At 61.6% G+C, this 23,097-nt stretch carries 14 protein-coding genes; 6 read left to right on the top strand and 8 right to left on the bottom strand.

What is annotated here, in order from left to right:
- Positions 1–34 precede the first annotated feature (34 nt).
- Positions 35–3,376 (bottom strand): autotransporter domain-containing protein, encoded by a 3,342-nt coding sequence (locus HDE80_RS11805; protein ID WP_184671086.1) that lies wholly within the window; start codon positions 3,374–3,376, stop codon positions 35–37.
- A gap of 470 nt (positions 3,377–3,846) precedes the next feature.
- Between HDE80_RS11805 and HDE80_RS11800 the strand changes: the two genes are divergently transcribed.
- Positions 3,847–4,854 (top strand): ATP-binding protein, encoded by a 1,008-nt coding sequence (locus HDE80_RS11800; protein ID WP_184671084.1) that lies wholly within the window; start codon positions 3,847–3,849, stop codon positions 4,852–4,854.
- Entirely contained in the window at positions 4,847–6,226 is a 1,380-nt protein-coding gene (ntrC, locus tag HDE80_RS11795; protein WP_184671082.1) for a nitrogen regulation protein NR(I), read from the top strand. Before HDE80_RS11800 ends, ntrC begins: the two co-directional genes overlap by 8 nt.
- 25 nt (positions 6,227–6,251) lie before the next feature.
- Here the strand turns inward: ntrC and HDE80_RS11790 are convergent, their stop codons facing one another.
- Positions 6,252–10,115, bottom strand: coding sequence for a glycosyl transferase family 36 (locus HDE80_RS11790; protein WP_184671080.1), 3,864 nt, complete (start codon positions 10,113–10,115; stop codon positions 6,252–6,254).
- Between the two features lie 405 nt (positions 10,116–10,520).
- On the opposite strand from HDE80_RS11790, the gene HDE80_RS11785 reads away from it, so the two are divergent.
- The 4 genes from HDE80_RS11785 to HDE80_RS11770 all read left to right on the top strand — a co-directional run bounded on the left by HDE80_RS11785 (position 10,521) and on the right by HDE80_RS11770 (position 16,634).
- Positions 10,521–11,837: a glucoamylase family protein gene (locus HDE80_RS11785; protein ID WP_184671078.1), complete on the top strand. Its 1,317-nt coding sequence runs from the start codon at positions 10,521–10,523 to the stop codon at positions 11,835–11,837.
- Positions 11,837–13,369, top strand: a complete 1,533-nt coding sequence (locus HDE80_RS11780; protein ID WP_184671077.1) for a mercuric reductase — start codon at positions 11,837–11,839, stop codon at positions 13,367–13,369. The genes HDE80_RS11785 and HDE80_RS11780 overlap by 1 nt, the downstream gene beginning before the upstream one ends.
- Before the next feature lie 102 nt (positions 13,370–13,471).
- Positions 13,472–14,380 carry a phosphogluconate dehydrogenase (NAD(+)-dependent, decarboxylating) gene (gnd, locus tag HDE80_RS11775; protein WP_184671075.1) on the top strand — a complete coding sequence of 303 codons (909 nt, stop codon included), beginning with the start codon at positions 13,472–13,474 and terminating at the stop codon, positions 14,378–14,380.
- 625 nt (positions 14,381–15,005) lie between these two features.
- Complete coding sequence (locus tag HDE80_RS11770) at positions 15,006–16,634, top strand: protease pro-enzyme activation domain-containing protein (protein ID WP_184671073.1); 1,629 nt, start codon at positions 15,006–15,008, stop codon at positions 16,632–16,634.
- Between the two features lie 392 nt (positions 16,635–17,026).
- On the opposite strand, the gene HDE80_RS11765 is transcribed toward HDE80_RS11770, so the two are convergent.
- From HDE80_RS11765 to HDE80_RS11740, 6 genes are all read right to left on the bottom strand, one after another.
- Positions 17,027–17,665 carry a glutathione S-transferase gene (locus HDE80_RS11765; protein ID WP_184671071.1) on the bottom strand — a complete coding sequence of 213 codons (639 nt, stop codon included), beginning with the start codon at positions 17,663–17,665 and terminating at the stop codon, positions 17,027–17,029.
- A 106-nt stretch (positions 17,666–17,771) separates the two neighbouring features.
- Entirely contained in the window at positions 17,772–18,062 is a 291-nt protein-coding gene (locus tag HDE80_RS11760; RefSeq protein WP_184671069.1) for a hypothetical protein, read from the bottom strand.
- Between the two features lie 115 nt (positions 18,063–18,177).
- Positions 18,178–18,882, bottom strand: a complete 705-nt coding sequence (locus HDE80_RS11755; RefSeq protein ID WP_184671068.1) for a LytTR family DNA-binding domain-containing protein — start codon at positions 18,880–18,882, stop codon at positions 18,178–18,180.
- Positions 18,860–19,960 carry a histidine kinase gene (locus tag HDE80_RS11750; RefSeq protein WP_184671066.1) on the bottom strand — a complete coding sequence of 367 codons (1,101 nt, stop codon included), beginning with the start codon at positions 19,958–19,960 and terminating at the stop codon, positions 18,860–18,862. Before HDE80_RS11750 ends, HDE80_RS11755 begins: the two co-directional genes overlap by 23 nt.
- A 142-nt stretch (positions 19,961–20,102) precedes the next feature.
- Positions 20,103–20,765: a dienelactone hydrolase family protein gene (locus HDE80_RS11745; protein WP_184671064.1), complete on the bottom strand. Its 663-nt coding sequence runs from the start codon at positions 20,763–20,765 to the stop codon at positions 20,103–20,105.
- Between the two features lie 89 nt (positions 20,766–20,854).
- On the bottom strand, positions 20,855–23,044 hold the full coding sequence (locus tag HDE80_RS11740; RefSeq protein ID WP_184671062.1) for a prolyl oligopeptidase family serine peptidase: 2,190 nt from the start codon (positions 23,042–23,044) through the stop codon (positions 20,855–20,857).
- Positions 23,045–23,097 lie beyond the last annotated feature (53 nt).

The raw sequence follows: 23,097 nt of genomic DNA, 5'->3' as shown, positions 1-23,097 counted from the left end.
CGATTCCTGTTTCCGCACTAACGCATCAGTGACATTAAAACCGCCAGGTGAAACCTCCCTTGAATCCGCTGTCCACTGCGTGACGAGCTAACTGGCCGTCATACGTCAGGTTGAGCGAAGCAGCCGGAGATACTTGGACCGCCAAACCGGCATCAACAACGAATGCATTACGGGCGATCGGCACGCCATCGACCGTGAAGGGATCGCCGTTGGCGAAACTCATCACGTTGTAGGGATCCACATAACCGGAAGTGTGACGCCAGCCCAGCGTGCCGTAAGCGGTGAACAAATCACCGTTGAAAGCAAAACGCGTGCTCGCATGGGTGCCCAGGGTGGTGTAGGTGACCGCATGATCGCTACCGCTCCCACTCAGCGCGGCAGCGCTACCCTGCTCCTGGAAGGAGTCGCTGTTAAGGCGGACATACGCGGCTTGGGCAAAGGGTTCGAGGGTCGCTGCCTTGAACGCGAACGTATAACCCGCTTCGCCAAACGCCTGGGCCGTATACGCCTTGTTCCGACTCCAGGCGGCCTCGTCCAGATCAGACAAGACAAGTCTGCGATCCATCATCAGACTGTGCTCGGTATAAGCAGCTCCGGCGCGTAAGCCCAGGCCTCCCAGCTGGGTGCCGGCATACAGGCTCAGATACTTATCGTCACTGGTGCCCGTCGTGCCGCGCTGTGACATCTGGAATCCCGTCTGGGTATAGCCGCTGGCCAGACCCACGCGGGCATGGTCGCCCACTGGCGCGTCAGCGCCCAGCAGGAAGCCACCCACCGTGTCCGACACCGAGGCCGCATTGCCATTGCTATCGAGACGATCCCACGAGCCTACAAACTGCCCCCACCACGCCATACCGTTAGCGCGTGTTTGCACTGTCTGAGCGGAAGAGGGCGTTGCGGCGGACGCGTCATCGGAAGCGGCCGCCTGGCGCAAGCGATCCGTCACCGCGTCACGGATCAGGCGACTATCGTCGAGGAAGCTGTTCTGCACACTGGCATGGACATCCCCCGAGAGCGTATCGGCGGCCTGGCGAATCTGCGCATTCGTGGCCAAATTGGTCACGGCGACGAATGGCAGGCTGGACGCCGGAAGGCTCTGGAGAGCGGCGAGTGTCGCTATCTGGTTGCGCGTATCGCCGGCGTCGGTCAGGGGATGTTGCTGGATCACATCCAGATAGAAGTGATCGGCATCGTAGGCAGTACTGATGCCAAGCGATGCGCTCAAGTTCGTATTGCCCGACAGCGTGTAGTTGCCAGTGAGGCCTTGGTCTGCCGTAAGCAACGTATAGCGAGCATCCAGAGTATAGAGCCGGCCTGCAGGGGCGGCGAGCAGGCCGACCTGTGCACCCGTCGCCACTGCGGCTTTGCCTTTCACCACGATCTGACTCGATATACCGGCATTGGCAAAATCCACCTGAGCCACATAAGTCGACCCGGCGCTCTGCAGGTAGTTACCCGCCACCGTCAGCGTCTGGTAGGTGCCAGCGCCATTGCCCGGTGCGACCACACCCGTCACGGCAACGCCGCCGCCGATTGTGCCGTGTCCTGCAAGCAAGCCAGCATCGAGCACGCTACCGGCGAGCGACCCGTTCAACACCAAGGCGCCCGCAGGGCTGATGCCGGTGCTCCCACTAAAGGTGCTGTTGCCGGTGAGCGTCTCCATGCCACGCGCAATCACCAAACTTCCGCCGGTACCACCAACAAGGCCGCCGTCTGCCAGCACGCCGGTAAAGATGCCTGAGGCGTTGGTCAATTCGAGGGTATTGGCACCCAGCGCGACATTGCCTGCGCCGGAGAGCGATTGAATCAACGCCGGACCGGACGTGCGCGAGATATCCAACGTACCGTCGGCCTGTACGCCAGAGGAGTCCGCGATCGTGCCGGGACCAGCCAAACCCAGCCAGCCGCCCTGCGCGATATTGGTCGCCCCGGTATAGGTGTTCGCGCCGGTAAGCTGTGCCGCGCCACCCGAGGCCACGATAAACGGCCCACTACCCGAGATGATGCCAGCGATACCCTGCGGCGCCATTGCAGCAGAGACCGTATAGCCATTGGCTGCAGTCGAGATCGGATCGATCGAGACGAAGAACGGCGTGTAACCGGTCTCCTGGTTCTGCAGGTCGTACATCACCGAATTGTTGAAGAAGAAGGAAATGCCGTAGAGCGCTTGACCGGGTGACGTATCCGCATCCGGGCCGGGCGTGACGACATTGCTCTGATCGCCGAGGTTGTCATTACCTGTCAGGATCGACGTCGGTTGCGCGCCTGGCGCACTGCCCGTCATGGTCAGGGTGACGCCAGGTATTTCGTTCCCGTATTGATCAACGTGTCCGGCAGCCGTCTCTCCTGTCAGCAATCCGGCATCGTTGAGATAGATCGTCGGCGTGCCCGAATCGAGCAACGTTTGCAGCGTGGCGCTGTATTTGCCGCCGTTGAGCGTGTAGGCGAAAGCCAGATCAAACTGATTCGCCGACACCGGTGCACCCGACAACGGGAACGTCCCTTGGGATCCTCCATTCCAAGGCACCAGGCTGATGAACTGTGCACGCAAGGCAGGGGTGAGATTCAAGATCACATGGTCGCAGCCACTGCAGTTTTGCGGGCTGCCCAACTCAGCGTTGGCCGCCACGATATATCCGCTGGTGGTCAGATTGCCCAGGATGCTGTTGTTGCCGAATTCACCGGCACCGAAAATGCCGAACAGCTTAAACGTGCCGCCATCTTCGGGACCGATACCCTGGTTGAGATTTTGCTGCCAGGTGGCATCCAGATAGATCGGCAACTCACCCTGCGTGTTCACAGCGACCCCAGCGGCCTGAGCCGCCGCAATCTCGGCAAACGTATAGGCGTAGCCATAGGCAGGCAGGAAATAGCCTACCTGGGCGCCTTGCTGGTCGCCGCCCAGGCTGCTCGCGGTCGCAACCGAGCCTTGGTTGATGAGGACAGGTAGCCCTTGTCCGTTGGTGAAGCTGGCCGCCACCGAGCTGGACGATGAGTTGTAGAACTGCACACTCGCTACGGTGCTGTTCGCTCCCAGGTTGCCGTAAGTGCCGTTGCCATAGAGGTTGAACGCCGGAACGGTGGGTACGACCGGCACGCCCGACACCAGCGGAAACCACGGCTGACCGGCGCTCCCGGATCCCACATCGATATTGAAGGCTGTTGAGCCGGTATCGAAAATATATTCCTCGGGCGTGGCACCGTTGACACCCACATTGATGCCAAGCCGGTCATAGGCCACCCCGCCGCCAGACTCCGAAATCACATCCAGCGGAATCGTGGTCGGCTGCGACGACGTCTGCGCGTGGGCGCGTTGCGTGAGCGCCAAGACACAGGCCAATGCCAATACAGAACGTGCATATGCAATACGACTCATCTTGCTTCCCTATCCCCTATGGCAAAGTGCCACTCATCAATAAAACGTGCCCCGGGAAACGTCGAACGAGTTTCCCTACCGAAGTTGAAACAGCCGTCTCTGGTCCACAACGATGGTTGGTGGACTCAGGGCAGAGTGAGTGCGATACGTATCGAGTGCCGAGCCTCGCAGCCGGCATCAGGATTCCATCTGCGCCTATCTGGTGTGCGCCGTTTTGCCCCCATGAACAAAATGGCCATTGGGTTCTAAGACGCTATCGAACAAAAAAAGCCTACCCAAGCCCGAGGCATCCGCACATTTTTTCCGTCACCCCGGCGCAGGCTTCACCTGAGCCGCTCCGGCTTTCTCAGGGCTCCAACTTTTGAGAGACGGTTCGATAAACGAAACGCGGCGCAACAAAAATGGCCGCTACCCGCGAGTCTCCAGCGACATCAATTGCACCAACCCAACGCATTGCCCATCATGGTGCAATGAATAAAGCGGTTTGGCAGGCGTGGGCGGAGCAGATGGCGACCGGGTTGGTATTGGTCGATGCGGACTTGCGCCTGGTCTGGATCAATCGAGCGCTGGCGGAGTGGATTGAGCTGGGGCCACGCAGCGCGGTGGGTCAGCCGCTGGCGCTGTTGCTGCGTGAGCCGGAACCCCTGCTGCTGGCCGCACGCGTCATTGAACAGCAGCGTCCGCTGCAGTTGCGTGGCCTTACGCTGCGCACCGCAGGCGGGCGGGAAAGCCTGGTCGATATCGCGCTGCAGCCGTTCGATGCCGGGCTGTTGCTGGAACTACATACGTTGGCCGAACCGGCGGCTAGCGGCTCGCCGTTGTCGGCGACGCTGCGCGGCTTCGCACACGAGGTGAAGAACCCGCTGGCTGGTCTGCGCGGTGCAGCGCAGCTGCTGCAGCGTCGCGTGGCAACGGATGATCTGCGATCGCTGGCTGGGCTGATCATCGACGAGGCTGATCGGCTGGCCACGTTGGCCAATCGTCTGCTGCATCACGATGGCGCGCCGCAGCTCGGCGCGGTGAATATCCATCATCTGCTGGAACGTCTCACCGATCTGCTGCAGGCGCAGCCGCAAGCTCTGCGGTTGAAACATGACTACGATCCCAGCGTGCCGGATCTGCTTGGCGACGCCGATCGCCTGCAACAGATTCTGCTCAACCTCGCACGCAATGCGCAGGAAGCCGGTGCGCAAACACTCACCCTGCGCACGCGCGTCGAACACGGTTTGCGCTGGGGCGATCGGATGCTGCGTATGGCGTTGCGGATCGACGTGATCGACGACGGCCCCGGCGTCCCTACGTCGCTGCGGGATACTCTGTTTCAGCCGCTGGTGTCTGGTCGTGCCGACGGTAGCGGTCTGGGATTGGCGCTGTCGCGCGAGATCGCCCGCGAGCACGGCGGCGAGCTGCGCTACGCGAGCCGGCCGGGCGAGACGGTGTTCTCTTTGTATTTGCCGCTGGAGCGCGCACATGACTGACGAAATCTGGATCGCCGACGATGATCGCGGCATACGCTTTGTGCTTGCCGAAGCTTTGCGCGATGCAGGCCTGGCCGTGCGCGAATTTGGCGAAGTCGGCGCGGTGCGTGATGCGCTGCGCGAGTCACGGCCGGCGCTGCTGGTCACCGACGTGCGCATGCCTGGTGAAGATGGTCTGAGTCTGTTGAGCGATATGCAAAAACAGGGCATGGGCCCGGTGATCGTGATGAGTGCCTACACCGACGTGGCGACTACCGCGGCGGCGTATCGCGCCGGCGCGGTGGATTATCTGGCAAAACCGTTCGATCTCGACCAGGCGGTTGCCGCTGTGCAGCGGGCGTTGGAAAGCGCGCAATCGCCCGTCGCTCAACAGGCTGCCACGAGCGTCGCGAACCACGCGTTGATTGGTGAAAGCGCGCCGATGCGCGAAGTGTTTCGTCTGATCGGCCGCGTGGCGGCCAGCGATCTTAACGTGTTGATCACCGGCGAAACCGGCACGGGCAAGGAGCTGGTGGCACGCGCACTGCATGAGGAAAGCGCGCGTCGCGGCAAGCCTTTAGTCGCGTTGAATACGGCGGCGATTCCCAGCGAGCTGCTGGAGAGCGAACTGTTCGGTCACGAAGCCGGCGCGTTCACCGGCGCGGTTCGCCGTGTCTCCGGTCGCTTCGAGCAGGCCGAGGGTGGCACGTTGTTTCTCGACGAGATCGGCGACATGCCGCTGGTTCTGCAGACGCGCCTGTTGCGTGTGCTGGCCGGCGGCGAGTTCTATCGTGTTGGCGGCCGCGAGCTGATACGCGGTAATGTACGTATCGTCGCGGCGACACATCAGGATCTCGCGACGCGCGTGGCGGCCGGGCAGTTTCGCGCTGACCTGATGCACCGACTCGATGTAGTGCGTATCGAGCTGCCGCCGTTGCGCACGCGCCGCGCGGATATCCCGATACTGGCGCAGCATTTTCTCGCCACGGCGGCGCAGGAACTCAAGCTGGCGCCGAAGCGCTTTTCGAAGGCGGCGTTGAAGGCGGTCGCGCAGCGCGACTACCCGGGTAATGTACGCGAGCTGGAAAACCTGTGCCGTCGCATGGCCGTGATTGCGCGCGGCGCGGAAATTCTGCCGGCCGATCTTGGCGAGATCGCGGGCAAAGCCGCCAGCGGCGAGTGGACTGACGCGTTGCGTGAATGGGCGTCGGCGGCGCTATCCAACGACGAGAAAGACATTCATGCGCGTGCCCGCGATGCGCTGGATCAGACCTTGCTGCAGGCTGCGATGCAGAGCAGTGCGGGCCATCGCCAGAATGCGGCGCTGGCCCTTGGCATGGGGCGCAATACGCTGACCCGCAAGCTTGGCGCGTCGCGTACGCGCCGAAGCTGAAAGGTCGGCGCGTCGCTAGCGTTCGTTAGCCGAGCACGATACGCAGCGTATGCGTCTGTCCATCATCAACCAAAGCAACGGATTGATCAGCGGGAAGCGTCTGGCCGTCCAATGCGATCTGCTTCACGCCGTGGCTAACCTTGTTGGGGTTCTCCACGGCGATCTGGTAATGCGTGATCGCGCCGGATTTTCCATGATGCTGATAGGCCATCTCGAAGCCGGGCCAGCCTTTCGGAATGCGCGGGTCAATCTGCAGCCGGTCACCGTGCTTGTGGAAGCCCAGCACTGCCTCCATGCCGCCGCGATAAAGCCACGCGGCCGAGCCGGTGTACCAGGTCCAGCCGCCGCGGCCGACGTGCGGATCGACTGAATAGACGTCCGCGCAGGCGGCATACGGCTCCACTTTGTAACGGGCAATGGCCTCGGCGCTGTCGCTGTGACGGATCGGATTGAGCAAATCGAACTGCGCGGCGGCGCGTTCGCCATCGCCGAGCCCGGCCCAAGCAAATATCGACCAGGTGGCGCCATGGGTGTACTGGCCGCCGTTTTCGCGCACGCCCGGTGGGTAGCCCTTGATGTAGCCAGGGTTCTCCTTGCCGTGATCGAACGGCGGGGTAAACAGCCGGGCGATCTGGTTTGGATGATCGACCAGCAGTTTGTCGACCGAGGCCATCGCCTGTTCGGCGTGCTCGCGGTTCGGTGCGCCGGCAATCACGCTCCAGGATTGCGCGATGGTGTCGATCTGGCATTCGTCGCTTTCGCGTGAGCCCAGCGGCTCGCCATTGTCGTAGTAACCGCGGCGATACCACTCGCCATCCCATGCGTTTTCCAGGGCGCCGCGCATGCTGTCGGCATAATCGCGCCAGTGTTTGGCGCGCTCGGTTTCGCCGCGCAGCTCGGCGCGCGGGGCGAACAGTCCGATGGTGGCGATCGCCAACCAGGCCAGCCAGCTGCTTTCGCCGCGGCCGGCTTCGCCGACCGCGTTCATGCCGTCATTCCAGTCGCCGGTGCCCATCAGCGGCAGGCCGTGCGCACCCTGCGTGAGGCTGGAGTCGATACCGCGAGCGCAGTGTTCGTAGACCGATACCTTTTCGTCCGATAACGATGGCTGGAAGAAGGCATCGCTGGCACCTTCCGGAATGGCGTCGCCCTTGAGGAAGGGCAGCAACTCGTCCAATACGGTGTCGTCGCCGGTGACATCGACATAATGTGTGGCGACGTAGGCAAGCCAGAGACGATCATCGCGGATCTTGGTGCGAATACCCTGGCCAGCCGGCGGCAACCACCAGTGCTGTACATCGCCTTCAGCAAATTGCCGACCGGTCGCACGCAGCAGGTGTTCACGCGCCAGATCGGGCCGGCTCACGCACAGCGCCATCACGTCCTGCAATTGATCGCGGAAGCCGTAGGCACCGCTGGCCTGGTAGTACGCGGTGCGTGCCCAGACGCGACTGGCCAGTGCCTGATATGGCAGCCAGTGGTTGAGCATCACATCCATCGCGCGATCCGGCGTCTTGACCTGTACGGTGTCAAGCAGGCCGTTCCACTGCGCGCCGACGTCGGTCAGCACGCTATCGATGTCTATAGCGCGATAGCGCTTCACCAGTTCTTGCGCCTCATCTTCGGAGGCCGCATCACCCAGTGCGAAGACGATATCGATTTGCGTATCCGCTGGCAGTTCGACAGTGGTTTGCAACGCGCCGCAGGGATCCAGTCCGGCGCCGACCCGGCCTGATAATGGCGCGCTACTACTCAAGGCGGCGGGATCATCGATCGCGCCCAGCTCGCCGAGAAACTCAGCGCGATCACCGGTGCAGGACTGCTGCTGGCCGCCAAGATCGATGAATGCCACGCGATCACCGAAGTCACCGCGCCACGGGTTGCGCGCAAACAGCGCACCGGTGGACTCATCGCGTGAAGTGATCACGAATGGTGCCGGCGTGGTGCCGTTCGAACCCAGTGCCCACTCGACGTAGCCAGTGACGGAGATTCGGCGCGTACGTCCGGAATGGTTGCTCAGGCGCAGCCGCGACAGTTTGATCGAATCGACCGTGGGCACGCACTGCGTCAGCTCGGTGCCGATGCCATGTGCGTCATTGACGAAGCGCGTCCAGCCCTTGCCGTGTATGACGGCATATTTCGCGTCAGCCACGCGCACGGGTAGCGCGGTAGCGCTCCACACGTCGCGGCTTTCCTCGTCGCGCAGAAAGAGAATATCGCGCGGTGTGTCGCTGACCGGATCGTTCGGCCACGGCGTCAGCGGATTTTGCTGGCTGTTGAGCGACCATGCATAGCCGCCGCCCTCGGCCGAAACGATAAAGCCGAATGCCGGATTGGCGATCACGTTGACCCAGGGTGCCGGCGTCGGGCGATCCACATCGAGGTCGATGCGGTAGGCGCGACCCTCATCGACGAAGCCACCGTGGCCGTTGGAAAATTCGAGCGTGGACGGTGTGGCTGTTGCGGTGATCGGCTGCGTCGCGCGAATCGCGGCAGCGGCAGGCGTTGAGCCCCCATCCACGGAAGCAGCGTCGCCGGTGATCCTGTCGCCCAGCACCACGCGGGCCACCGTCAGCAAACCGTTGCGTAGCTCGTCCCAGATCGCGCTGTCTTTCAGACAAAAGAGTTCAGCCTTCGGTGCGTTGCTGTCCTCCTTCAGCAGCGCCTGCTGGGCGTTGATCAGTGGATCGAGTTTGCCCTGCAGGGCATCAGCGTCTTTCGACGCGTTCAACACCACCACGTCGACCGCCAACCGCTGGCTGCGCCATAGGGTTTGCGCCAGCAGCAGTGCTTGCACCTGCGGCAAGGTCGAGTCCTTGTCCAGTCGCAACAGCACGATCGGACGATCGCCGGAAATGCCGGCGCCCCACAGCGCTGGCGGGCCACCGCGGCCGTGAGCCAGCAAGGCGGGAGCGGCACGTTGCGAGGCATCGCTGCTGAGCAGGGCCGACATCCAGTGGGCGAAGCGCGCAGCCTGGGCATCGTTGATGTCCAGCCGCTCCTGTTCGGCTTGCGCATGTTTTACCGCGCCGGCAAACAGGCTCTGCGCAGCGCCACCGTCAGCCAACCGAGCTGCCAGCGCGGTTGCGCCCTCGCGTGAATCGGCCAGCTGCGTCCATAGCAGCAGCGTGACGCTAGTGCCTGGGGCAAGCGTCACGTGCTGGCGCAGGGCAAAGACTGGATCGAGTACGCAGCCGGTCGTGCCGGACAAGCTTGCACTCATCTGCATGACCTGCGCGTGGCGCAGCGTACGGCCGCGGCCGAGAAAGCGCGCACGGTCCGTCTCGAATTCTTCGGTCGCCGGCTGGCCCTCGATGTGCAGCGCCTGGGCGGCCCAAACCTTGGCTTCGCTGGTGGCGCGTCGGCGACGGGTGGCCAGCAACAAACGATTCGCGGCATCCCAGTCGGTTTGCACAAACATCTTGGAGAAGGCCGGATGCGAATTGTCCCCGCCGATCGGTCCGATAACGACTTCCGCATAGGCGGTTATGGAGAGCGCGCGCGGCTTGTCGCCATAGTTGGTCAACGTAAGACGGCGAAGTTCCACGTCGGCGTCGCTCGCTATCGCTACCTCCAGCATGCTGTGCACGTGGCTGTGATGACGATTGAAACTGGCGCGACCGGGCGAGAACGCTACGGTATCGTCGGGCCCGCTGCTGCCATACGGCTGCTGGCTGGCTGACCAGACTTCGCCACTCTCTTCATCACGCAGCAGGAGATAGCTGCCCCACGGATCGCGGGTGGCATCCTCGCGCCAGCGGGTCACCGCCATGTCGCGCCATTGGCTGTAGCCGGAGCCATGCGCGCTCAGCATCACGCTGTAGTTGCCGTTGGAAAGCAGGTGCGCGCGTGGTGTGGTGCGCGGTTGTGCGGATGAGCGGAATGACATGAGAGGCTAGATCTCCTGCGCGATCGGCGGGGGTGAATGTCGCAACCCTCATAGCGTACGTCCGCACCGGGCTAATACCGCGTGAAGTCGATTCCTGACTACCGTTGAATGATGAACAATCCGTTCCGTGGAAAGTCACAATGCTGCCCGGGGCTTTACACGCATTACATGCATCGCACCCCACCATCATGTGCTGACGAGCTCTTGGACGATACGATGATCCCGGTAATACAAGATGACGCAAGATGGCATGCGGCGACGCACAGACGAGTCGCTCCGCCCGGCGGACGTTCCGCGGAATGGCTTGTGAGCAGGCGAGGTGTTTCGGTGCAGTTCGCCATGCGTGGTTTAAATTGATTGGTCCAAATTGATTCCAGACTCTTGGCTATACCGGAAACCCATGCAATGACACAGCTACCCACGCTCACGGACGAGGTCATGCTCGATCAGATGCAGCAAGCGGCTTTTGGCTATTTTCTGGAAACCGTGAATCCGGACAACGGGCTGGTCGCCGACACCTCGCGTGAAAATTCACCGGTCAGCATTGCGGTCGTTGGTTTTGCGCTCTCGTGCTATCCGATAGCGATAGAGCGCGGCTGGATGAAACGCACCGAGGCGGTCAAGCTCAGCCTGGCGGCGCTGCGTTTTTTCCGCGACAGCGACCAGAGCGGTGAGCCGAATGCCACCGGCTACAAAGGTTTTTACTACCACTTCCTCGACATCCACAAAGGTACGCGCGTCTGGCAGTCCGAACTGTCGATGATCGATACCGCGCTGTTGATTGCGGGTGCGCTCACTGCCGGCCAGTACTACACCGCCGATACGCCGGAGGAAACCGAGCTGCGCGAGCTGGTCGATTTCCTCTACTGTCGCGTCGACTGGCGCTGGTCGCAGGACAGCGGCGGCACCATCCGACAGGGATGGAAACCGGAGAGTGGCTTTCTGCACTACGGCTGGGAAGGCTATAGCGAAGCGATCGTGCTGTACGCCATGGCAATGGGCTCACCGACGCACCCGATCAAGGACGACTGCTACACCGCGTGGACGGCCACCTATCAGTGGGAAAACCTCTACAACCACGATTATCTCTACGCCGGCCCGCTGTTCGTGCATCAGTTCTCGCACGCCTGGGTTGACCTGCGCGGCATCCGTGATCCCTTCATGCGCGAGAAGAATACGGACTATTTCGAGAACAGCCGCGCCGCAGTCCACATCCAGCGCCGATACACCGAGCTCAATCCTCACGAATTCACCGGCTACGACCAGAACTGCTGGGGACTCTCCGCCTGCGATGGCCCCACCGACGAGCAGCCGGATGAAGTCAGCGAAGATCGGCGCCTGTTTGGCTACGCGGGGCGCGGCGTGCCCTATGGTCCAGACGATGGCACGCTGTCTGCACCAGCCGTGCTTGCCTCGCTGCCGTTCGCGCCGGAATTGGTCATGGAGGCCATACGCAACATGCTGATGCGCTACCCGCAGATGACGGTCGATAACCGCCTGGCCAGCAGTTTCAATCCCTCCGTTCTGGTGAACGGCGAGCTATGGATTTCGAACGGTTACTACGGACTCGACCAGGGTATTGTGGTGATGATGATCGAAAACCATCGCAGCGGCCTGCTGTGGCAGTTGATGCGCGGTTGTAGCTACATCCGCGACGGGCTGCAGCAAGCCGGCTTCACCGGTGGCTGGCTGCAGCCTTCCGATACCGATGGAGCACGCTGATGTCGCCCCCTTTCGATGCCTCGATCACCGCGCCGCAGGATGCGTGGGAAGACAAACGGCTGGCCGACCTGCATCCAGTGGCATGGGCCAACCCGAAGCCGATGGACCGGTATCAACTGGTCATCGTTGGTGCGGGTTCGGCCGGTGTGGCCGCTGCCGAACTGGCCATTGCCATGGGCCTGAAGGTGGCGATGATCGAGCGCCACCTGATCGGCGGAACCTGCCTCAACACGGGTTGCGTGCCGTCCAAGGCGTTGATCCGTACCGCGCGGTTGTACGCGGATATGCGCAACGCCGGCCGTTACGGCGGCAAGGTGCCGGATCATATCGAGGTGGATTTTACCGCCGTGATGGATCGTGTACGGCGCATCCGCAGCCACCTCAGCGGTGGCTCGTCGGTGCGACGGATGGCCTCGCTTGGCGTCGACATGTTCTTCGGCAATGTACGTTTTACCGGTGCCGACACGCTGATGGTCAACGACCTCACGCTGCGCTTCGGCAAGGCGATGATCGCCACCGGCACGCGCCCCCATATCCCGAACGTGCCGGGTCTGCGCGAAGCGGGCTTTCTCACCAATGCCACGGTCTTCAATCTCACCGAGCTGCCCAAGCGCCTGCTGGTGATTGGCGGCGGCCCGGTCGGCTGCGAACTGGCCCAGGCGTTTCGCCAGCTGGGCTCCAAGGTCACCATCGTGCAGGACAAGCCGCTGTTCCTCGAAAAGGAGGAACGCGACGCGGCCCAGATTCTTTCCGATGCGTTTGCGCGCGATGGCATCGAGGTACGACTCAACACCACGGCAACGGCCGTGCGCGTCGAGAACGGCGTCAAGCAGGTCGACCTGCTCAGTGCTGACTACAAAAGCACCATTGAGGTCGACGCGATTCTCACCGGCGTCGGTCGCGTGCCGAACGTGCAGGGGATGGATCTGGAAAAGGCCGGCGTCAAATTTGACGACAAAAAGGGCATCAGCGTCGACGATTTCCTGGCGACTAATAATCCGCGTATCTACGCCGCTGGCGACGTCTGCCTGGAGGATCAGTACACCGACACCGCAGCGGCCTCAGCACGCATCGTGGTCAACAATGCCTTCATGCGCGGGCGCATGCGCCTCAGCGAGCTGGTCATTCCGTGGTGTACTTACACCGATCCAGAAATCGCCCACGTCGGGCTGTATGTGCGCGAAGCCAATCTCAAGGGCATTCCGGTAAAAACGTTCACCGTGCCGATGCACCAGATCGATCGCGCGGTGACCGACAGCGAAGAGGGGGGCTTCGTGAAAATCCATATTCGTGAAGGCACCGATACCATCCTCGGCGCCACCATCGTGGCGCGCCATGCCGGCGAGATGATCAACGAGATCACCCTGGCCATGGTCGCCAAGATCGGCTTGCGCACGCTGGCGCGGGTGATTCACGCGTATCCGACTCAGGCCGAAGCCATTCGCGAAGCGGCCAAGGCCTACAGCCGTACCCGCATCACCTCACGCTTGCGCGCCCGCCTGCAGAAATGGCTGGCACGTACCGCCGAGTAAGTTTCTGCGATCACGCCGGCTTATCGACGACGTGAATAGACTGTGCAACACAAGCATCAAGAATTCTTCCTCTCCCCAATCACTCTACGTAAAGGACATCCGATGGAACTTGGCATGGTGGGTCTCGGCAAAATGGGCGCCAATATGGCGGAACGTCTGCTCAAGGGCGGTCACAAGGTCACCGGTTTTGATCCCAACGCTGACGCGCGCACGCTGCTGGTGTCCAAGGGCGCCGGCGAAGCCGACTCGCTGGAAGCGCTGGTCAAGGCACTCCCCACGCCACGCGTGGTATGGGTGATGGTGCCCTCGGGCAAGATCACCGACGACACCGTCGATACCTTGTACAAGCTGCTGTCGGCCGGTGACACTGTCATCGACGGCGGCAACTCCAATTACAAGGACACGCAGCGCCGCGCGGCCTCGTACGTCGACAAGAAAATCAACTATGTCGATTGCGGTACCAGCGGCGGCATCTGGGGTCTGGCCGAGGGTTACAGCATGATGGTTGGCGGCGACGAGAAAGCCGTTGACGCGATCAAGCCGATCTTCGAAACGCTCGCGCCGGCCAAGAATCAGGGCTGGGGTCGCGTCGGCCCGGTCAGCTCCGGCCACTACACCAAGATGGTTCACAACGGCATCGAGTACGGGATGATGCAGGCGTACGCCGAGGGCTTCTCCATCCTCAAGCACAAGACCGAGTTCGGCCTCGACCTGAAACAGGTCGGTGAAATCTGGCGTTACGGCAGTGTGGTGCGCTCATGGTTGCTCGACCTCACCACGGATGCGCTGGGCAAGAATCCCAACATGACCGGCATTGCGCCGTACGTCGTCGATTCGGGCGAAGGCCGATGGACGGTGGATGCGGCGATGGAGCTGAGCGTTTCCGCACCGGTGATTACCTTGTCACTAATGGAGCGCTACCGCTCGCGCGACAACGACTCGTTCGCCGACAAATTGCTGGCGTCGATGCGCAATGAGTTTGGTGGGCATGAGATCAAGAAGGAAGGGTGATTGTCGCTGGCGCGACCGCTCTCGCCGGGGTTTGATGGACACGTATATGGACACGTATGCCGAACGATAAAGTTCGGGATACGTGTCCATCGTGTCTCCACGTATCCGTCGTCGTTTTACCGAAGAATTCAAGGCCAACACCACCGCAATGGTCACCGAGCAGGGACACCCGTACCGCTGCCGATCTGGGCGGCCCGTCGTCAATAGTTGGCATGGTTAAGCGAGTCGGAACCCGAGTCGTCCTGGCTCCGATGGCGTGGTAATGATTCGATGTATTTCCGGTAGATCGCGCCTCCGGGCCGGCCGTCGGGCCTAGGTGCGTGTAGCTCATGCGCAGTTCCACTTGACACTGAAGCTGCGCAGGCTGCCGAGCCCGCTGCTCTTCACTTCATCTTGTGACGTACTTCAGAGTTGAATTGGTCGCGCTTCACAATTTGATATATGGCACCAGCTTATCGTAGCGATTGCAGGGGCAGATTGGCGCTGTGCACGGATTTAAGGTTCCGGCGCTCGTACAAAGGAAGGCGATGATATGAACGCCATGAGGCAACATCGGCCCGCAATACGGGCATTAAGATTTACGACGCTTGTATTGGCCTTGGTCGCAGCGTGTGCCACGAGTGATGTGCAGGCGACAGACACAGTCTGGGTCGCCACCCAGACTCAGGCCTTTTTGCCATCGACGACGGCAACGGCGTTACCGGCGACCACCAGCGAACATGTGGTGGCAGCACTCAACCCGGTTCTGCCGGATAGCAAGCCGACTCCTGCGCAAGTCCAGGCGGTAGTCGATTACCTGCAGCAAAATGGCTTTACCGGCATCAAGGTGAGCTCCAGCCAACGGTTGGTCGACGCAACCGGTACGGTGACCGGCATCCAGGCCGCATTCAACACCACCTTGATGAGCTTTCAGTATCAAGGTCGCGCCGCATTCGGCAATAACGCGCCGGCCCAGGTGCCGCAGGCGTTGGGCGGCGTGGTAGTGGCCGTGCTAGGCCTGCAGAATGTAGCGACGGCCCAAGCCGTTGTTGAGGTGGCGCCGTCGCCGGCTTCGACGAAAGCACGCGCGAACGCGGCCGGCACGGCGGTGGAGGTAGCGCACGAGCTGACGGAATTTCCGGCTTTCTACGATGCGGATAATCTGCCCATCGGCACGGGCAGCACGGTGGCCATGGTTGCTTCCGGCGACTTGACGGCGGTGCTGGCCAATCTCAAGGCGTACACCACATCGCATGGCCTGCCGGATGTATCCACCCAGGTGATCCGCGTGGGCGATGGAAGCTATCAGGACGACCCCGCCAAGGATCTGGTGTGGACGACAGCAGTCGAGGCGATGGTCGGGATGGCCGGTGGATTGAAGCAGATTGTTTTCTACAATCCGCCCGATCTCGGCGATGCCAATCTGATCCTGGGGATTGACACGATGGAGGACGAATTCAGCTGGCCTGTCCAATATGCGAGTGAGCTGCTTCCCTTTGCCATATCGGAAGACGATGCCCATCGCAGCGGCCTGATGGCGGCATCCGACAATGCGATCGCGTTTATACCAGAGAACATCGCTCCTAGCGGCGACGACGGTGCATATGCTGAATCCGAGGGTGTGATTCTCGATGCCCAGGGAAACTGGCTAGTTGCCCCGGGCAGCTATACCGTGAACTATCCGGCAAGTGACCGCGATGTCTGGGCGATAGGCGGCACTTCGCTGTATACGAGTGGCGGCATTTATGCGTCCGAAACCGGGTGGAATTCTGGCGTGGCTCCTGTCGATCCGGAGAACCTCACGAGCGACCAGCAACTCCACGCCGGTGGCGGTGGTGTGAGCAAGTTCGAGGGAGGTCAAGGGGACTTGTTCAATCATGCCCCTTGGCGGATCGTTCCGGACGTTGCCTTCGATGCTGACCCTGCGAGTGGTGCCCTGGTCTATCTCCAGGGGAACGCCACGCCCGTCCAAGTGGGAGGCACCGTGCTCGCCGCGGCCTTGTATGTAGGTCTGAGAATCAGGATGGGATACCATCCGGAAACACCTCTCGAGCTGCTCTACACCTGCTACGCCGACTATCACGATCACATCAAAAACGATTACGCCCTTAGTGGCTACTCGATGCAACAGCTGGTGCATCCAGTCAATGAGGGCAACAACGGCTATGGTGGCTATGGGTACAACGCCGTTGCTGGTTACGATGCCATCGGTGGCTGGGGCAGCATAAATGCGCGAAACTTGAACGCACTGGCCATCGGTTACTTCCATGATTAGCCGAGTTTGAGGAGTGACGAGTCGCAACAGACGGTATGAAGTACTCGGTGTTTCTGCCGTCAAACAATGGGTGGTCGACAGTCACTTAGCACGAGTTGAGCGATGACTTTTCAGTCTTATGCCGTCGAGGCACACGAGTACGCGACCATCGCTGAGTGTTTTCAAACCCAGTAGTCGTGACGGTGGGACGAGGCAGTTGCGGTGCAGGCGGATGAGCAGGTAATCGATGGTGCCTAGGTCGAAGGCCTGCAGCGCATGCGCTTCGTAGGCGGTGCAGAATCACCTACGGGTCTGCCGGCCTCAGCTCACTGCTGCACAGGGGAGTGGTACGTCAAAAGGCAGAGCTGAAGCCGGAGCGGTAAGGCTGGAGTTGCCTCAACTTTTCCATCGGATCAATCGGCGTGTCGATAGGTTGTCGAGCCGCATGGCGCGGCTGCGAATTCGGGCAGAGTTTCGGCTTTTTCCGAGAAGGCTTGCAGCGAAGGATAGTCGGCAGTTGGCACGAGTCCGGGGAGCACTTCCTGGGTGAACTTCCAGGCTACGGCGGTGCTGATGCCGGCCTGATCGATGGTGCGACGGGTGACGGCTTTCGATTGATCGCGGAAGGCTGATTCAAGCGCGTTGAAAGCTGCAAACAATTGTCCGGTGACGCGCTCTATCCATGGTTCGTGCTGTTTTTCGGCGGGTCGCAGTTTGCGTTCGTAGATGATCTGCACGCTTTTCTCGTTGGCCGCCATTGCTAGCCCGATAATGTGTAGCGCGTGGTGAAGCTCGGGGTTGCCGCTTGGCATCAGGCTTCTACCGGAGCTCGCGATCGATTCGGCATATTGAAGAATCAGCGTCGAATCGATCAGTACCTCGCCGTCATCACAGATCAACGTCGGCGCCTTCACCACGGGATTGATCTGCTGAAATTCGTCGAACCCACCGAATACCGAAAGCGACTGGTGTTCGAAGCGCAAGCCAAGTACCTGCAGTGAAATTGCCACGCGGCGAACGTAAGGCGAGTCGAGCATGCCGATGAGTTTCATGATGATCCCTTTTCTTGTATTGGCGTCTAAATGAAGCGAAGCCGGAGTCGCGAGTTGATTTATAAGTTAGACCGCATCTTCCACAAGCGATGTAACACTCGGTGACTTAAAGCATGCTCAGGATGATAGCCATTGAAGGCAACATTACCGCCGCCGCAGACGCGATGGAACGTACTCTTGCGACGGCGAAGCAGTAGCCGGATAGCCAAAGTGAGCTCAATAAGCACGCAACGCCGATAACCAATGCTGCAAATGATCGCAGTCGATTTGCTTCGATCTGGGCGTGAGTAACCGTTGGGCCGGGATCGCCCAGCTGTGACATGACGCCAATGAAAGCCAGTAGCCAGCCAATTGCTATCAAAAGCAAAGCGAGGTTTGCGGCCTTGGTACGTTCCATGCGCTCCAACCCTTTTTGATAACACGTTTGATAACGTGTGCAAGATGTTCAGATGCTGGTGTTGGTCGGTCAAGCAGGTGATTTGAGCCTGGTCTCTCTGCTTGCCTCCAACTTCTCACCCTAATCGCAACAGCTTCCGCAGCGCCGGCAAATTGCGGCGGCTGATTTCAGGGCTTAGTTCGGTGCCATCCAGACGCGCAAGCACACGGCCGTCGCTGAGTGTTTTCAAGCCCAGCAAGCGCGACGGTGGGACGAGGCAGTTGCGGTGCAGGCGGATGAGTTGGTTGGGGTAGGTTTCTTCGAGTTGGCGCAGGGATTCTTCGATCAGCAATTCGCCGCGGCGGTGCTGCACGACGACGTATTTTTCGTCGGCAACTAGGCAGATCACTTCATCGAGGGCAATGCGCACTTCTTCGCCACGCAGGCGGCCGCGCAGATACTTTGGTGTGTCGCGGCCCTGGTCGGCGAGGCGGCGCTCGGCGCGCTGCAAGGCATCGCGCAGCCGTTCGAGGCGCACCGGTTTGAGCAGATAGTCCACGGCGCCGAGTTCGAACGCCTGCAGCGCGTGGGTTTCGTAGGCGGTGCAAAAAATTACCTGCGGTCTTGCGCGGCCGGCTAGCCGCTTGGCCAAGGCGGTGCCGTTGAGTCCGGGCATGTTGATGTCGAGCAGCAGGATGTCGGGCTGCTGTTCGCCAATGGCGGCGAGCGCACTTTCCCCATCGGCAACGCTGCCCACGATTTCCACATCGACGCAGTCACCCAGCAGCACGGCCAGCCGCGCGCGAGCCAGCGGTTCGTCATCGACGATCAGTACGCGCATCGTTCGCCTGCCCTGATGAGTGAAGTATGGGTAGGTGGAGGCGAACGATGAAGCGTTCGCCATCGGGTCCGCTTTGTGGGCCTGCTTCGACGCGCGCCTGTGGACCATAGCGGTAGGTCACGCGCTGTCGCACGCTATCGAGGCCGTGACCGTTACCGGGTTCGGCCGCGGTGGCAGGCAGTGGGTTGATGATTTCGATAAGGATGGCGTTGCCGTTGCGCTGGCCGCGCAGGATCACTTCGCCGCCGCCGACCAGTGGCTGGATGCCGTGGCGTACGGCGTTCTCGACTAACGGTTGCAGCAGCAGACGCGGCAGCGGGAAATTATCCGGCAGCGATTCGATATCTCGCTGCACACGCAGACGATCGCCCAGGCGCAGCTGTTCAATCGAGAGGTAGCGTTCGATCAGCGCCAATTCGTCGCCGAGCGTGCCGTCGTCGTTGTTGTGCTGGCCCAGCGCGGCGCGAAACAGTTCGGAGAGATCTTCCACCGTACGCTCGGCGGCATCGGGATCAACGCGGATCAGTGCGGCCACGGTGTTCATGCTGTTGAAAAGAAAGTGCGGCCGGATGCGTGCCTGCAGTGCATCGACCTGCGCGCGCGTCACCGCAGCCAGCCGTGCTTGCCACTGCGCCAGCACGTAGAAGTAGCGCAGCATCGCGGCACCGAGCAGCGCGGCGATGGCCACGTTGTCGCGCACAAAGACGCCGCGGCTATCAGTGCCCAATTGCATCTGCAGCGCAACATCGAGCCAGCGCGCAATGCTGCTGGCAATCAGCACGATAAGCACAATCAGCAGCCACACGCCGACATAGGACAGGTGGCCGGGCAGGCGCTGCAGCAGTGCACGCAACTTGCACAGAACCACGGCGATCACCAACGCCAGCCAGGTGACGAACAGCATGCCGACGCTATAGCTCGCCCAATCGCGCTGGCCATTGCGCGCCAGCCACATTACCGTCACCGTCAGCGCGCCCACCATGATCAGCGCGAACAGCGCGGGCAGCCGGCAGAAGTCCGGCAGCGGACTCTGCTCGACGCGTTCGCGTGGATTATTGGCGGTAGTCGGTGGAGGCATGCGGGAAGTATGCCGCATGAGTGTGGTCAAGCCGCGAGCAGTGGATCCCCATTCCAGCTTTGTCCCCAGCGATGAGAAGGGGACGATCGGTACGGAAGTGAAAGTTTCCTCGGCGAAGACGCGTGGCTGATTCGACAGCTTGTTACTTCAGCCGCTGCCCGATCCAGTCGCGCAGGTCGAAAATCTCCTGCGGGCATACGGCGTGCAGCATCGGGTAGGTATGCCAGTCGACCGGGTAGCCCAGTGCCCGCAGGCGATCACGCGAGTCCAGGCCACGTTGCAGCACCACGACCGGATCAGCCTGACCGTGGCCCCAGAAGATCGGCGTAGCCGAATTCGACGCGTGGCGTTCGGCGGTCAGTGTGGTGTGCATTGGCAGATAGGTGGATAGCGCAATGATGCCGGCCAGCTTCTCTGCATGCCGTAGGCCTGCCGACAACGCGATGGCGCCGCCCTGTGAAAAGCCCGCCAGCAGGATGCGCTCGCTGGGCACGCCGCGGCTGTGTTCGCGGGCGATCAGCGTTTCCACTTCGGCGACCGACGCGCGCATGCCGGTTTCGTCCTGCTTCGCGTTGAGATCGAACGCAGCGATGTCGTACCAGGCACGCATCGACATGCCGTTGTTGATGGTTACCGGCCGCACCGGCGCATGCGGAAATACGAAGCGCAGCGCCGGCCAGCCCGGTGCTGCCAGCTGCGGCACGATTGGCGCAAAGTCGTTGCCGTCGGCGCCCAGTCCATGCAGCCAGATCACGCTATGGGTCGGGTTGGCGGCGGTTTCCTGTTCGGCGGTAGGCAGTGGCATGAGTGATGTGCTTTTTAAAATAAAAAACCATGGTAGCAGCCACTGCACTGTTGCCCGAACGATGGTGCCGGCGCATTTACTGCCTTCAATTATTTCGCATCCAACCCCAGCTCCTGCGCAAAGAAGGTCAGCATGATGGCGGTGTTGCCTACGCGCTGGCTGAAGGGTGCGCCGATGCCATGGCCGGCATTGACGCGCGTCAGCAGCAGGATCGGTTGATCCGATGTGGTGGAGTTTTGCAGCGCGGCGGTGAACTTGCGCGACTGCCATGGCGCCACGCGCGGATCGTTGGCGCCGGTGGTCATCAGTACGGCGGGGTAGGCGGTGTGCGGCTGCACGTTCTGCAGTGGCGAGTAGGCCAGCGTGGCCTTGAACTGCGCCGGGTCGCTCACCGTGCCGTATTCGCTGACGTTGTAGGCGCCATTGGCGAAGTCGGTCTCATGACGGATCACATCGTAGATGCCGACCATCGACACCACCGCGCGGTAGTCACCCGGATGCTGCACCAGTGAGGCACCCATCAGCAGGCCACCGTTGCTGCCGCCGAGAATGCCCAGATGCGCGCGATCGGTCCACTGCTTGTCGATCAGCGCCACCGCCGCCGTGTGGAAATCATCGAACACGGTCTGCTTGTGCAGCATCTGACCCTGTGCATGCCACGCTTCGCCGAACTCGTTGCCGCCGCGGATATTTGCGTAGGCCAGCACGCCGCCGCGTTCCAGCCACGCAAGGTTGGCGCCGACAAAGTTGGGTGCGATCGGAATATCGAAACCACCATAGCCGTAAAGAATGGTCGGACGCTTGCCGTTCGGCGTGATACCGCGCATTGATATCACCGTCACCGGTACATGGCTGCCATCGGTCGAGATGCCATCGATGCGCTGAACGTCGATGTTCGAATAGTCGCCCGCGGGCTTCACCTTGAATACGGCTTTCAGATGGCCGCTGCGCGCGTCGTACTCGGCCCAGCGCGAGGGTGTGGTCCAGCCGGCATAGCTGATCAATGCCTGATTCTGGCCCTGCTCGGCCGCGATGCTGCCGACCGATATACCTTGCTCAGGCAGTGGCAGGCGCCGCACGAACTTGGCCCTGGCGTCGTACTGCTCCACCCACCAGTCCGGCCCCCAGCTGCGCGTGACCAGAAAGCCGTTGGCGATCGGGTCGACGCCCTGAATTGCACCATCGCGCTCGCCCAGTACCTGGCTTACCGCGCCCTGCGCATCGACCGCCAGCAGCTTGCCGCGCGGTGCATCGGCAAAGCTCGCCACAAACAACCGTTGGCCGACCCATGCGGCCAGACGCACGTTCGCTTCATCGCCGATGATCTTTTTCCACTGCGTGCCATCACGCAGGTAGACGCCGGCCGGGCCGCCGTCGCCGACGTTGGTCAGCACGGCCAGCTGCTTCGCGCCGGGCGAGCTGAGCAGGCGATATTCCGCCACGCGCGAATAGCCCTGACCGAAAACTACGGTGTCGTTCGACGTCGGCTCGCCCAACACGTGATGCACCAGCGTGGCATCAAACTGTCTGACCTCGGCATTGCCTTGCGGCGGCGCAAAGCGCGCGTAGGTAAAGCCTTTTTCATCGGCGTCCCAGGCCAGCGCCTGCGGCGTGGTGCCACCACCGGCCCATGGCAATGCGTCGTCGAGAACCTTGCCGGTGGCTACATCGAGCACATGGATGGTGGTCAGCTCGCTGCCGCCATCGGCGGTGCCGTAGGCGAGATAGTGCGCTCGCGGCGATGGCCAGTAGTCCGTAATCGCAGTGTTGCCGCCGTTGGCGTTGAGGTCGATCAGCACACGCGGTTTGCCGTTCGGCCACAGCTGCGCCATCAGCTGTGGTTGCGGTTGTGGCGGCGTTTCCTGCATGTAGAAGAGTGTGCCGTTGGCCAGCAGCGGACCGGAGCGTGTGGCCGACGTGATCGCCAGTTGCTGCACGCGCGCGGTCATCGCCTTGCCGTCGGGCATCGCGGCCAGTACGGCCTCGGTATGCGCGTTCTGCACGGCGATCCACTTCTGCACGGAGGGGTTGTCGGGATTTTCCAGCCAGCGGTAGGGATCGCTGACGCTTGTCCCATGCAGCACGCTGGCGTCCTTGCCCTGTGGCGTGGACGGCGGCATCGACGGCGTTCGGTCCGGATCGATCAGCGAGACATCGCGCGCGGGCAGCACATCGCGTGCAGGGAGCACCGCGGCTGGCTGTACCTGGGCGGCGCAGAAAGAACTCGCGCCGAGCAGCGTGCCAAAGATAACGATCAGGCGAACGATGGCTAGGCGCATGAGCTTTACCCGGTGACCGAAGAAACAACAGCGTAGCGCCATGGCGTTTCCCG

It is taken from the genome of Rhodanobacter sp. A1T4, from assembly GCF_014207185.1.
Taxonomy (GTDB): domain Bacteria; phylum Pseudomonadota; class Gammaproteobacteria; order Xanthomonadales; family Rhodanobacteraceae; genus Rhodanobacter.
This window is presented reverse-complemented; position numbering and strand designations above follow the sequence as displayed.